The sequence below is a fragment of the Bradyrhizobium sp. JR3.5 genome, from assembly GCF_054057015.1.
Genome location: NZ_JBSRYV010000002.1, coordinates 2820676 through 2833314 on the forward strand (window position 1 = coordinate 2820676; position 12639 = coordinate 2833314).

General features: G+C 64.9%; 14 protein-coding genes and 1 pseudogene. 5 read left to right on the top strand and 10 right to left on the bottom strand.

Translation table 11 applies throughout. The annotated features are described in order from the left end of the window. Positions 1 to 7 precede the first annotated feature (7 nt). The 7 genes from coaA to hisB form a co-directional block, all read right to left on the bottom strand. Entirely contained in the window at positions 8 to 964 is a 957-nt protein-coding gene (gene coaA, locus ACVWW1_RS30400) for a type I pantothenate kinase (protein WP_176535301.1), read from the bottom strand. A gap of 38 nt (positions 965 to 1002) precedes the next feature. Continuing rightward, positions 1003 to 1326 carry a phosphoribosyl-ATP diphosphatase gene (locus tag ACVWW1_RS30405; protein ID WP_176534535.1) on the bottom strand — a complete coding sequence of 108 codons (324 nt, stop codon included), beginning with the start codon at positions 1324 to 1326 and terminating at the stop codon, positions 1003 to 1005. A gap of 168 nt (positions 1327 to 1494) precedes the next feature. After that, positions 1495 to 2271 carry an imidazole glycerol phosphate synthase subunit HisF gene (hisF, locus tag ACVWW1_RS30410; protein ID WP_092121002.1) on the bottom strand — a complete coding sequence of 259 codons (777 nt, stop codon included), beginning with the start codon at positions 2269 to 2271 and terminating at the stop codon, positions 1495 to 1497. Between the two features lie 9 nt (positions 2272 to 2280). Beyond that, on the bottom strand, positions 2281 to 3012 hold the full coding sequence (gene hisA, locus ACVWW1_RS30415; protein ID WP_456658425.1) for a 1-(5-phosphoribosyl)-5-[(5-phosphoribosylamino)methylideneamino]imidazole-4-carboxamide isomerase: 732 nt from the start codon (positions 3010 to 3012) through the stop codon (positions 2281 to 2283). Beyond that, positions 3009 to 3659, bottom strand: a complete 651-nt coding sequence (gene hisH / locus ACVWW1_RS30420; protein ID WP_176534533.1) for an imidazole glycerol phosphate synthase subunit HisH — start codon at positions 3657 to 3659, stop codon at positions 3009 to 3011. Before hisH ends, hisA begins: the two co-directional genes overlap by 4 nt. Next, positions 3656 to 4186 carry a DUF2628 domain-containing protein gene (locus ACVWW1_RS30425; RefSeq protein ID WP_456658426.1) on the bottom strand — a complete coding sequence of 177 codons (531 nt, stop codon included), beginning with the start codon at positions 4184 to 4186 and terminating at the stop codon, positions 3656 to 3658. Before ACVWW1_RS30425 ends, hisH begins: the two co-directional genes overlap by 4 nt. A gap of 86 nt (positions 4187 to 4272) precedes the next feature. Beyond that, positions 4273 to 4869 carry an imidazoleglycerol-phosphate dehydratase HisB gene (gene hisB / locus ACVWW1_RS30430; protein WP_456658427.1) on the bottom strand — a complete coding sequence of 199 codons (597 nt, stop codon included), beginning with the start codon at positions 4867 to 4869 and terminating at the stop codon, positions 4273 to 4275. 182 nt (positions 4870 to 5051) lie between these two features. Between hisB and hslV the strand changes: the two are divergent. The 5 genes and pseudogenes from hslV (at position 5052) to ACVWW1_RS30455 (ending at position 9342) form a co-directional block, all read left to right on the top strand. After that, positions 5052 to 5611, top strand: a pseudogene (gene hslV, locus ACVWW1_RS30435) (ATP-dependent protease subunit HslV). A 2-nt stretch (positions 5612 to 5613) separates the two neighbouring features. Then, positions 5614 to 6099 (top strand): GNAT family N-acetyltransferase, encoded by a 486-nt coding sequence (locus tag ACVWW1_RS30440; RefSeq protein ID WP_456658428.1) that lies wholly within the window; start codon positions 5614 to 5616, stop codon positions 6097 to 6099. Beyond that, positions 6096 to 6692, top strand: coding sequence for a DUF2585 domain-containing protein (locus ACVWW1_RS30445; protein ID WP_456658429.1), 597 nt, complete (start codon positions 6096 to 6098; stop codon positions 6690 to 6692). Before ACVWW1_RS30440 ends, ACVWW1_RS30445 begins: the two co-directional genes overlap by 4 nt. A gap of 60 nt (positions 6693 to 6752) precedes the next feature. Continuing rightward, the gene (hslU, locus tag ACVWW1_RS30450) at positions 6753 to 8057 is read left to right on the top strand and encodes an ATP-dependent protease ATPase subunit HslU (protein WP_456658430.1); all 1305 of its coding nucleotides are present in this window, start codon (positions 6753 to 6755) and stop codon (positions 8055 to 8057) included. A gap of 160 nt (positions 8058 to 8217) precedes the next feature. After that, a complete protein-coding gene (locus ACVWW1_RS30455; RefSeq protein WP_456658431.1) occupies positions 8218 to 9342 on the top strand; it encodes a hypothetical protein in 1125 nt (374 codons plus the stop codon). A gap of 2 nt (positions 9343 to 9344) precedes the next feature. On the opposite strand, the gene ACVWW1_RS30460 is transcribed toward ACVWW1_RS30455, so the two are convergent. Genes ACVWW1_RS30460 through ACVWW1_RS30470 form a run of 3 tightly spaced genes read right to left on the bottom strand, consistent with a single transcriptional unit; the run spans position 9345 to position 12221 of the window. After that, positions 9345 to 9938, bottom strand: coding sequence for a Smr/MutS family protein (locus ACVWW1_RS30460; RefSeq protein ID WP_456658432.1), 594 nt, complete (start codon positions 9936 to 9938; stop codon positions 9345 to 9347). Then, entirely contained in the window at positions 9935 to 11539 is a 1605-nt protein-coding gene (mltA, locus tag ACVWW1_RS30465) for a murein transglycosylase A (RefSeq protein WP_456658433.1), read from the bottom strand. The genes ACVWW1_RS30460 and mltA overlap by 4 nt, the downstream gene beginning before the upstream one ends. Continuing rightward, a complete protein-coding gene (locus ACVWW1_RS30470) occupies positions 11517 to 12221 on the bottom strand; it encodes a Tim44/TimA family putative adaptor protein (RefSeq protein WP_456658434.1) in 705 nt (234 codons plus the stop codon). The genes mltA and ACVWW1_RS30470 overlap by 23 nt, the downstream gene beginning before the upstream one ends. Positions 12222 to 12639: the final 418 nt, after the last annotated feature.

Consider the following 12639-nt stretch of genomic DNA (forward strand, 5'->3'; position numbering starts at 1 on the left):
GGAAACACTACAGCCGGCGCAGCGCGACCGACTGCACCACATGGTCGGCGCCCTTCTTCAGGATCAGCGTCGCGCGCGGCCGGGTCGGCAGGATGTTGTCCTCGAGATTGGCGAGGTTGGTGCGCTCCCAGATCGCGATCGCGGTTGCGGTCGCTTCCTCGTCCGACAGCAGCGCATAGCGGTGGAAGTAGGACCTCGGATCAGTGAACGCGGTGTCGCGCAGCGCCAGGAAGCGCGTGATGTACCACTGCCGCAGCGCGGACTCGTCGGCGTCGATATAGACCGAGAAATCGAAGAAGTCAGAAACGAACGGCACGGCCTTGCCGTCGCGCGGCAGCCGCCCGGTCTGCAGCACGTTGACGCCCTCGACGATCAGGATGTCGGGCTGGTCGATCTCAACCCATTTGTTCGGCACGATGTCATAAGTCAGATGCGAATAGACCGGCGCGCGCACGCGGCGCCGTCCAGCCTTGATGTCGCTGAGGAACGACAGCAGGGTCGGCAGGTCGTAGCTCTCAGGAAAGCCCTTCTTCTGCATGATGCCCTGCCGCTCGAGCACGGCATTCGGAAACAGGAAACCGTCGGTCGTGATCAGGTCGACCTTCGGCCGCGGCGACCAACGTGCCAGCAGCGCCTGCAGCACGCGGGCGGTGGTCGACTTGCCGACGGCCACCGAACCGGCGACGCCGACGATATAGGGCATCTTGCGGTCGCGGATGTTGAGGAACTGGCGCTGCGAATAATACAGCCGCTGGGTCGCATCGACATAAATGGAGAGCAGTCGCGACAACGGCAGGTAGATGTCCTCGACCTCCTGCAAATCGAGGCGGTCGTGCATCGAACGCAGGCGGTCGAACTCGCCCGGCTCAAGCGTCATCGGCGTATCGTCGCGCAGATGCGACCATTGCTGGCGCGTGAAGGTGCGGTAGGGGTTGTACTGCTGATCTGGTGCCCGGATGTCCATGAGGCCGCCCCTCTCATCAATGCGCTCGATCATGTGCGCTAGTCGCGCTTGCGCGACGCCTTCTCTTCCAGTCCCGACATCGAGGTGCGCTTCTCCAGCGCGGCCTCGACATCCTCCAGCTTCACGCCGCGCGATTTCAACAGAACGAGCAGGTGAAACACCAGATCGGCACTTTCCGCGATGAGATGATCGCGGTCATTCCCGACCGCGGCAATCACGGTCTCGACCGCTTCCTCGCCCAATTTCTTGGCGCAATGCTCCGCGCCCTTGTCGAGCAGCTTGCGGGTATAGGACGCCTCGCCGCCCGTTGCAGCGCGGGCGTCGATGGTGGCAGCCAAATCGTGGACCGTGAAACGCGACATCAACTCAACTCAAGCATGCGCACCGGCACCGCTTTGGTGCCATCCCTGGGTGGGGGCTTAGCATTTTTGTGACATGGAGTCCCCAACCACTCGGTTGGAGCGTGGTCTTTTCGGAAAACCGGTCTCCGCTTTGCGCTAACGCGGCCGTACTGGTCCGGACCACGCACGCTAGGGATCGAGGCGCATCGGCAGGCCGGCGCGCACCATGTGATCCTTGGCCTGGCGGATGGTAAATTCCCCGAAGTGGAAGATCGAGGCGGCCAGCACGCCGGTGGCATGACCCTCGCGGACGCCATCGACCAAATGATCGAGATTGCCGACGCCACCGGACGCGATGACCGGTACGGGAACACTGTCCGCGATCGCCCGGGTCAGCGGCAGGTCAAAGCCCTGCCTCGTGCCGTCCCGGTCCATCGAGGTCAGCAGGATTTCACCGGCGCCGAGCGCGACGACCTCCTGGGCATATTCGATGGCATCGATCCCGGTGGCATTACGCCCACCATGGGTAAAGATCTCCCAGCGCTCCGAGCCGCCGGCGCGCTTGACCCGCTTGGCGTCGATCGCGACCACGATGCATTGCTCGCCGTACTTCTCGGCCGCCTCCTTGACGAATTCGCGCCGGCTGACCGCCGCTGAATTGATCGAGACCTTGTCGGCGCCGGACCGCAGCAGGGTCTTGATGTCGTCGACGGTGCGGACGCCGCCGCCCACGGTCAGCGGCATGAAGCAGGCTTCCGCCGTCCGCCGCACCACATCCAGCATGATGCCGCGGTTCTCATGGGTCGCGGTGATGTCGAGGAAGGTGAGCTCGTCGGCGCCGGCGGCGTCATAGGCGATCGCGGCCTCGACCGGGTCGCCGGCGTCGCGCAAATCGACGAAGTTGACGCCCTTGACCACGCGCCCGTCCTTGACGTCGAGACAGGGGATCACACGAACCTTGAACATGTATGCCTCCTAGGCCGCGCTGCGGATCAGCTTGAGCGCGGCGGCCGGATCAAGCCGTCCGTCGTAGAGCGCGCGGCCGACGATCGCGCCGGCGAGCTTTTTGGCACGCGGCTCCAGCAGCGCCTTGACGTCGTCGATCGAGGCAAAGCCGCCGGAGGCGATCACCGGAATGGAGATGCGGTCGGCGAGGGCGATCGTGGCGTCGAGGTTGAGGCCCTTGAGCAGACCGTCGCGGGCGATGTCGGTGAAGATGATCGCGGCCACGCCGGCATCCTCGAAGCGCTGCGCGATCTCGAGCGCCGTCACATGCGAGGTCTCGGCCCAGCCCTCGACCGCGACCTTGCCGTCGCGCGCATCGAGACCCACCGCGACGCGGCCGGGGAATTTCCTTGCCGCGCCCTTCACCAATTCGGGATCGCGCACCGCCGCGGTGCCGATGATGACGCGCGCAATGCCCTTGTCGAGCCAGGCTTCGATGGTCTTGAGGTCGCGGATGCCGCCGCCGAGCTGCACCGGCATGGTGACGGCCTTCAACATCGCCTCTACCGCATGCGCGTTCATCGGCTTGCCGGCGAAGGCACCGTCGAGATCGACGACATGGAGATATTCGAAGCCCTGCGCGGCGAAGCTCGTCGCCTGCGCCGCCGGATCGAGATTGAACACGGTGGCGCGCGCCATGTCGCCCTGCTCCAGGCGCACGCACTGGCCGTTTTTCAGATCAACCGCTGGAAAAAGAATCACGGCTTCCACTTCAAGAAATTGGAGATCAGAGCGAGGCCGAAACGCTGGCTCTTCTCGGGGTGAAACTGCGTGCCAACAGCGGTGTCCTTGCCGACGATCGCGGTCACCGGCCCGCCATAGTCGGCGCGGGCCAGCACGTCCGCCTCGTTGGCGGCGTTGAGGTGATAGGAGTGCACGAAATAGGCGTGGCGCCCCTTCGGCCCGAGCGGCAGCCGCTCCAGCACCGGATGCTCGCGCACCATGTCGAGCGTATTCCAGCCCATGTGCGGGACCTTCAGGCTCTCGTCGCGCGGCTCGATCTTCACGACATCGCCGCCGATCCAGTTGAAGCCCTCGGTGATGACGTGCTCCTTGCCGCGCGTCGCCATCAGCTGCATGCCGACGCAGATGCCGAAGAACGGCCGCGCCTTGACCCGCACCGCCTCGGTGAGCGCTTCCAGCATGCCGTCGACCGCATCGACGCCGCGGCGGCAATCGGCGAACGCGCCGACGCCAGGCAGCACGATCCGATCGGCGCGATACACCGCATCGGGATCGCGCGTCACCTTGATGGCTTGCGGATCCTGCATGCTGCGCGCGGCGCGCTCGAAGGCCTTTGCCGCCGAATGCAGATTGCCGGAGCCGTAATCGATGATTGCAACGGTCATCGCGATCCTCCTGGCTCTGGAAACAATCCGATGATGCCGCCCTGCGGCATCGGCGGGGGTTTTGAGAATGATTGACCGGGCACGTCCCGGGTCGGAGGCGGTCCGCCGCGATCGACAGACCGCTGGTCGTTGACAGCGCCGCGATGCCGCGCGGTCCAGCGCTCGAAGAAGCGGCGCTCGGCCGCGTCCATGTTGTCGGCCACGACGATATCGAGCTGGCGCCACTTGCGCCGCGACAGCGTCCAGCGTTGCAACGTCGCAGCCTCCAGCCCGATCAGCACCATCAACACCAGGTCGACGAGCAAGATCGCGCCTCGGCCGATCCCGAGCTTGGCCAGCGCAAAATCGATCGCGAAGGTCAGCACCAACCAGCCGATCAGCGCCAGCCAGAGCCTGTTCCAGGCTAGCCAGACCGCGCCGGCGACCGCGGCCCAGAAATGGAAGCCGTCGCGCACGAAGACGAACTTGTCGGCCGCCGCGAGATCGGCGCCGTTGGCCACGGGGGCATGCACTGTATAGACCGGCATCGAACGCTCCGCCGAGGATGGACTCTTACTTACCGCATGATCTCCGGGAAAACCGGTGCCACCGTGTCCGGATCATGCTCCCGGGGTCAGCCGCCGAGCTGGCCCTTTGTCGAGGGCACTTCGCCCTGGGCGCGCGGATCGATCGCAACCGCCGTCCGGAGCGCCCTCGCCAAACCCTTGAAACAGGATTCGGAGATATGATGGCTGTTCTCGCCATATAGGGTCTCGACGTGGAGAGTCACGCCGGCGTTCATCGCGAAGGCGTTGAACCATTCGCGCACCAGCTCGGTGTCGAACTCGCCGATCTTGTCGCGCGGGAACTCGACCTTGAACACCAGCACCGGGCGGCCCGAAATGTCGATCACGACGCGCGACAGCGTCTCGTCCATCGGCATGTGGATCGAGGCGTAGCGGGTGATGCCGGCCATGTTGCCGAGCGCCTGCTTCACGGCCTGCCCGAGCGCGATTCCGACGTCTTCGGTGGTGTGGTGGTAATCGACATGGAGATCGCCATCCGCCTTCACCGTGATGTCGATGCGCGAATGCCGGGCCAGGAGGTCGAGCATATGGTTTTCGAAGAAGCCGATCCCGGTCGAAACCGTGGATACGCCTGCTCCGTCGAGGTTGACCGTCACCTCGATGTCGGTCTCCTTGGTCTTGCGCTTGATGGTTGCCGTGCGCATGAAGATTGAGCTTTCCCGTGCCGAAAACGCCGGTCTTTTAGCAGGCTGATGTCACCTTCGCTACTGCGGGATGACCCCGGAACGCCCTAACTTCGGGCCATGGTGACCCAAATTCCTTGCTAAATCGCCCGATTGTAACCCCCTGCCCGACCGCCTAAATCTGCCCGGAAGAGAGGTAGCCTATGCAAGCATCCCAAAATGAGCTGCCGGTCTGGCATGGCACCACGATCTGCACGGTCCGCAAGGGCGGCAAGGTGGTGATCGGCGGCGACGGGCAGGTCTCGATTGGCCAGACCGTGATCAAGGCCAATGCCAAGAAGGTCCGGCGGATCGGCAAGGGCGACGTGATCGGCGGCTTTGCCGGCGCCACCGCCGACGCCTTCACCCTGTTCTCGAGCGGCTGGAGAGCAAGCTGGAGCAATATCCGGGGCAACTGACCCGGGCGGCCGTCGAACTCGCCAAGGACTGGCGGACCGACCGTTATCTGCGCCGGCTGGAGGCCATGATGATCGTGGCCGACAAGGACGTCTCCCTGGTGCTGACCGGCACCGGCGACGTGCTGGAGCCCGAATCCGGGGTCATGGCGATCGGCTCCGGCGGCAATTATGCCCTCGCCGCGGCCCGCGCGCTGGTCGATACCGACAAGGACGCCGAGACCATCGTGCGCCGCGCGCTGGATATCGCTGCCGACATCTGCGTCTACACCAACCGGAACGTGACGATCGAGACGATCGGCGGCTGAGCATGGCCAGCCCCTATCACTTCCGTCCAATGACGACGGCCGACCTGCCGCTAATCAAGCAGTGGCTGGCGCTGCCGCATGTCCGCCAGTGGTGGGGCGATCCGGCCGAGCAATATGCGCTGGTCAGTGGCGACCTCGATGAGCCGGCCATGGACCAGTTCATCGTCGCCGCAGGGGGGAACGATTTCGGCTACATCCAGTGCTACGACCTGACGGCGTGGAATTGCGGCCTCGGCGCCCAGCCCGAGGGCACGCGCGGCATCGATCTCTTCATCGGTGAGCCCGACATGGTGGCAGGTGGCCACGGCTCGGCGCTGATCCACGCCTTTGTCGACGACCGGCTGGCGCAAGGCGCGCCACGCATCGTCACCGATCCCGATCCGGCCAATGCACGCGCCGTGCGGGCCTACGCGAAGGCGGGTTTTCAGGAGGCCGGAATAGTCGAGACGCCCGACGGGCCGGCGCTATTGATGGTCCGCGACAAATGACACTCGCGCCGAAGTCCGACACCGGCGTTTCAGCCTGGCACTGGCTCGCAATCGCCGCCGCACTGCTCGCACTGCAGGCCGCGCTGCTTTATGCGATGGGCCGCCTGCCGATCTGCGCCTGCGGCTATGTCAAACTCTGGCATGGCGCAGTCCAGAGCTCGGAGAATTCGCAGCACATCACCGACTGGTACACGCTATCGCATGTGCTGCATGGCCTGTTGTTCTACGGCCTGACCTTCCTGGCGCTGCCTCGCCGCGCCTGGCCGGGACGGCTGATTGTCGCGATGCTGATCGAGGGAAGCTGGGAGCTCGTCGAAAACTCGAACTGGATCATCGAGCGCTACCGCGCCGGCACGATCTCGCTGGATTATTACGGGGACACCATCGTCAATTCGGTGTCGGACACGTTGGCGATGGTTTTCGGTTTCCTGCTCGCGCGCAAGCTGCCAATCGTTGCAACGGTCGCGCTCGGCGTTGCCTTCGAAACCGTGATGCTGCTCCACATTCGCGACAATCTGACGCTTAACATCATCATGCTGATCCACCCGTTCGAGGCGATCAGACAGTGGCAGGCCGGACCGCCGATCCTTTAGGCGGCATGCCTTGGAACGCAGCCGCTTGCCGAGACCACGATTTCAACCTAGCTAGAGCCAATGACCGACTTCTCCCCCCGCGAAATCGTTTCTGAACTTGACCGTTTCATCGTCGGCCAGGCCGATGCCAAGCGCGCCGTGTCGATCGCGCTGCGCAACCGCTGGCGGCGGCTGCAGCTTGCCGGTTCCCTGCGTGAGGAGGTTCTGCCCAAGAACATCCTGATGATCGGGCCGACCGGCGTCGGCAAGACCGAGATCGCGCGGCGGCTGGCCAAGCTTGCGGGCGCGCCGTTCCTCAAGGTCGAAGCCACCAAGTTCACCGAGGTCGGCTATGTCGGCCGCGACGTCGAGCAGATCGTCCGCGACCTCGTCGAGGTGGCGATTTCGCAGACCCGCGAGCGCAAGCGCAAGGACGTCCAGGCGCGTGCCCAGCTCGCCGCCGAGGAGCGCGTGCTGGATGCGCTGGTCGGCCCCGGCGCGAGCCCGGCGACGCGGGAGTCGTTCCGCAAGAAGCTGCGCGCCGGCGAGCTCAACGACAAGGAAATCGAGGTCGAGACGCAGTCGTCCGGCAGCGGCATGCCGATGTTCGAAATCCCCGGCATGCCCGGCGCCCAGATGGGCGCGATCTCGCTCGGCGACATCTTCGGCAAAATGGGCGGACGCAGCAAGACGCGCCGCCTGACGGTGGAAGGCTCGCACGAGATCCTCGTCAACGAGGAATCCGACAAGCTGCTCGATACCGACCAGCTGGTGCAGGAGGCGATCAACGCCGTCGAGAACAACGGCATCGTCTTCCTCGACGAGATCGACAAGATCTGCGTGCGCGAGAACCGCCAGGGCGGCGACGTCTCGCGCGAAGGCGTGCAGCGCGACCTGCTGCCGCTGATCGAGGGCACCACGGTCTCGACCAAGCACGGCGCGGTCAAGACCGACCACATCCTGTTCATCGCCTCGGGCGCCTTCCATATCGCCAAGCCGTCGGACCTGCTGCCGGAGTTGCAGGGTCGCCTGCCGATCCGCGTCGAGCTGCAGGCGCTGTCCCGCGACGACATGCGCCGAATCCTGACCGAGCCGGAGGCGTCGCTGATCAAGCAATATGTCGCACTGCTGAAGACCGAGGGCGTCACGCTCGACATCACCGACGGCGCGATCGACGCGCTGGCCGACGTCGCGGTCGCGGTCAATTCTACGGTCGAGAATATCGGCGCGCGCCGGCTGCAGACCGTGATGGAGCGGGTGCTGGACGAGATCTCCTTCACCGCGCCTGATCGCCACGGCGAGACGATCCAGGTCGACGCCGACTACGTCACCAAGCATGTCGGCGACCTCGCCAAGAACGCCGATCTGAGCCGGTTTATTTTGTAGGCGGGACAGCTATCGTCGCCCCGGCGAAGGCCGGGGCCCATAACCCCCGCAGCCCGCAGTAACCAAGACTCGGGCCGACATTCCTTCTAAATACTGCCTTCGGTGGTTATGGGTCCCGGGTCGCGCTTCGCTTGCCCGGGACGACGAGAGTGGGCGATCGATGAATCTGCGAGTCTGGGAAAACCCCTGGCGCTTGATGCTGGCCGTCAATGCGGCCGTGCTGGTCGGGGTGTTCCTACACAAGATCGCGCTGCCGCCCTTCGTCCCCTACATCCATCTCCTGGTCGACTATCACTACGGCTTCACCAAGCGCGCACTGATCGGCGCGATCGTGTCGCTGTTCACCGACAAGGTGCCGGTGTGGCTGGTGTTCGCGCTGGCCGGCGCGATCTGGCTGGTGACGCTCGCCCTGTTCGTCAAACTGTTCCAGCGGACATTCGGCTTCGACGATGCGCATTGGCCGCTGTTCGTCTTCATCGCGGGATCGCCGTTCTTCCTGAAGAATTTCATGCACACGCTCGGCCATTTCGACATCTATGGCTGTGCGCTGACGATCGTGCTGCTGCTGATTCCGGCGCGCTCGGTCCTCTATGTGCTGATCGCGGCGTTGTTCTCGATCCTGCTGATCCTGGTCCATCACATCTTCGTCCTGATGTATGTTCCGACCATCGCGGCGATCGTGGTGCTGCGCTTCTATCTGATGCAACGCGTAACGCCGCGGAACATCGCCGTCGGCCTTATGGCGCTCGCGGCGGTCGGCATCCTGTTCCTGGTCGCGCAGTTCGCGGGCACGGTCGAGGTGCCTTATGACGAATTCATGCGTCATCTGCAGAGCCGGATGGCCGATCCGTCGCGAACCGACCTGCTTCAGTTCGGCTACATCTGGTACCAGCCGCTGTCGAAGGAGTTCGCCGACACCTGGGCGCGGATGCCCTCGAACATCCTGGGCGTTCCGGTGTTTGCGCTGCTGATCTGGCTGCACGCGCCGCTGTGGCGCTATTTCACGCGGCTGATCGGCGCGCTCGCGAATGAGCTGCATCGGCGGACCGTGTTCGCCGCACTCATCATGATCAGCGCCGGCTATTTCGTGATGTTCGTGACCGTGTTCGACTATTCGCGCTGGATCTCGAACTGGGCGGTCTGCATGTTCCTGATGCTGCACGCCACCAAGATGCTGCCGGCGTCGAAGGACGTGCCGCCGATCCCGTCAGACGATCGCAAGACGAAGATCTTCGGCTGGATTGTTACGCTGATCCCGCGCGTCGGGATCGTGCGGCCGTTCTAATCTCAGGCTCGCGCGCGCCGGACGCGCACATAGAGCGCGCCCTCGCCGCCATGGCCGATATGCGCTTCCTCGAAGCCGACCACCAGCGAACGGAATTCCGGCAGGCTGAGCCATTCCGGCACCTGTCGGCGCAGCACGCCGCGTTCGGAATCCGCCCCGCCGACCTTGCCCTTGCCGGTGATGACGAGCACGAAGGTCAGCCCGTCGCTGTGCGCGCGTTGCAGGAAGGTGAACAGCACGCGATGCGCGCGGATCTGCGTCATGCCGTGCAGATCAAGCCGCGCATCGATCTCCTGCCGGCCGCGCGAAAGCTTTGCACGTTCGCGGCGGCCGATCGGCGCCAGCGGCGGCACCTGCGGACGCGGCGCCGGCGCCGCCTTGACCGACGTCACCGGCTTGACCGGGATGGGCTTGGCCGCGGCGTGATGCGTGGCCGGGTCAGAGGCTGCGGCGTGGGCTTTCGGTGCGGCCGGCCTCTTGCGCAGCGGCTTGACCTGCTTGGCCACGCTTTCCCAGAGCGCACGCTCTTCCTCGCTCAGCGCGCGCTTGCGCCGCGACGGAGCGGACAGGTCGGGGATCGGCGCGGGTCGTTTCATTGATCGCGATGATGGCGATAGCGCCGAGTGCGCCGCTTCTCCGGTTGCGGAATGTCGGGCCGGGCGACCGGCAACGGCACCGATTCTGCCACAGGTGCCGACTGTGCGACAGAGGTTGTTGCAGCCGGTGCTGCGGGTACGGCATCCTTCGCGGCCGGGGTCTTGGCGGCGCTAGCGCCTGGGTCTTTCGCAGCACCCTTGGCAATGCCTGACGTTGCCAGATCCGCCGGCTTGGCCTTCTGCGGATCGGTCTGCGGAAACAGCTTTGCGATCCTGGCCGACGGCCGCTCGTCAGGGATCGGCAGCTTGTGGCCGCGCGCGACGGGATCGAGACCCTTCGGCACCAGCATCACGAACTGCATATTGTGCCGCAGCCGGCCCGAGACCTTGCCGGCATCGGCGCCGGCGCCGAAATAGAGATCGGCGCGCGCCGGACCGACGATCGCCGATCCAGTATCCTGCGCGATCATCAGGCGATGGAACGGCGTCTTGGATTGCTCGGATTCGATCGGCAGCTCGCCGGCAATGAAGAACGGCGTGCCGTAGACATGCAGCGCCTTGTCGACCGCGATCGAGCGGCCGGGCGTCAGCGGCACGCCCTGCGCGCCGACCGCCTCGTCCTTGTCGGACAGCGGAACCTCGCGGAAGAACACGTAGGCGCGGTTCTGCCGCCGCAACTCCTTGGAGCCGTCGGGATTCTGCTCCATCCACTCCCTGATCTTCTGCATCGACATCTGGTCCTTCGGGATGATGCCGCGGTCGATCAGGACGCGCCCGACCGGCGTATAGGGATAACCATTATGCGCGTCGTAGTTGATGCGCAGCGTGGTGCCGTCCTCGAACTTGATCCGCGCCGAGCCCTGGATCTGCGCGAACAACAGATCGGTCTGGCTCTTCAGCCAGGCGATCTCCAGCCCGCGGCCGGCGATGGCGCCGTCCTCGATCTGGCCGCGGTCGTAATAGGGCACGAGCTTGCGCCGGCCGATCTTGCGATACACCGGGCCGCTGTTGGGCAGGCCGACAGAAGCTTGCGTCTTGCCCCGCACGAACAGGTTGGACGGCCGGCGATAGACCGGAACATTGTAGACGTCGGTCTGGGTCCGCGAGCCATCGAGCACCGGCTCGTAATAGCCGGTGACGAAGCCGGCATCCTCGCCGAGCCGCGAGATCCGCAGCGGAACAAAATTCTGCTCGAAGAATTCCTTCGCTTTCGTGCCACTGGCGAGATCGAGTCCCTTGGCGATCCCGCAGGGATCGCGCAGCGAGCTGCCGAGGGCCTTCGAATCCGCGGGCGCACCCTGCTGGGCCGTGATCGGCTTGCAGCTGGTGCGAAACGCCCTGTAGGCCGCGAGATGATCGTCGTCGCTCCAGCCGGAGACATTGGCCCAGGCGAGCGGCTCATACTGGCTGCCGCTGACCTGCAGCGGCAGTTCCAGATTGGGATAGGGGATCGGGTGGGTGTGCTCGTGTCGCGGCGCAGCGTGCCGGCTCGACCTGTAGCGCGCGGCGATCGCCGCGGTGGAGCACACAACCGCGAGCGCGCAGCACGCGATCGCGAGGCGCCCGTAGCTGAGATGTTTAGTGAGCGCTTCCAGTGCCAACCAGCTTCCAATTCGGATCGCGGGAAGTCGAGTCGCGGGCGAATGTCCAGATGTCGGTGATGTCGGCGACCTTGTCCGGGCTGCCGTCGACGATGGTTCCCGCCTTGTCGCGCGTGACCGAGATCATCTGCGAGACGAAGCGGACGGTGAGCTGGGTCGAGCGATCGCGCGTCTCCGCGCTGACGATCTCGGCCTTGTCGATCGACACGAACCGCGTCTCGGTCTTCTGCTCGTGCTTCTCGCGATCCTTGATCGCGGTCTCGAAGCTTTCATAGACCTCAGCCGACAGCAGGTCGCGCAGCGCACGGCGATCGCCGTTGGCGAAGGCCAGCACGATCATTTCATAGGCCGAGCGGGCGCCTGAGAGGAAATGCCGCGGATCGAACGAGGAATCCTGGGCGACGACCGCGTCGAGACCCTGCGCCAGTGGCGTGCCGGGCTCGGCGATGCCCTTCCAGCGCTCCGTGGGCTCGACCGGTTCGGCGGGCGCGGCCGGGACCGGCTGATCGATCACCGATCCCGGGATCGGCACGACGTTGTTATCCTGGCCGCGCTGCAAGACGTTGGGTGCTGCACGATCATACGGCGGCCGCTCGCTTCCCGTGCGCTGGCCGAGAACGCTGCGCAGGCGCAGAAAGATGAATACGGCCAGCGCCAGGAAGATGATGGTGTAGATATCCACGTCGAATTCGCTTTCTGGTCTCTGCCGGCAACGGGCCGGACATCAAAGCGTTCCCGGTCGGGAACGGCAGAGATTACATCACCGATTGAGTCCGCAGCATGTAGGCACGAAACTATGCCCGGCCAATGGCGCTTTTTGGCACGGGCAAGTGTAGCGCGTTTTGACCCCGGGGGGAAACCCGTTCCTTCCCGGAAATCGCGTATCTTCAATAATTTAGGAAGCCGTTAAGGGATTGGGCGGAGTTGCGCTCACGTGCCTGACGCCGGTGATTTGGCCGCAGGGCCGTCGGCCCGCACACGCTCGTCGTCCTTGTGGACCGAGCCGGGCCTATGATAGCCACTCGCCGGCATCGGCATTCCCAAACCTTAACGCGTGCCGTCGGACATCCAGTCCCGAGCGCCGCTCCAGGAGACATTCT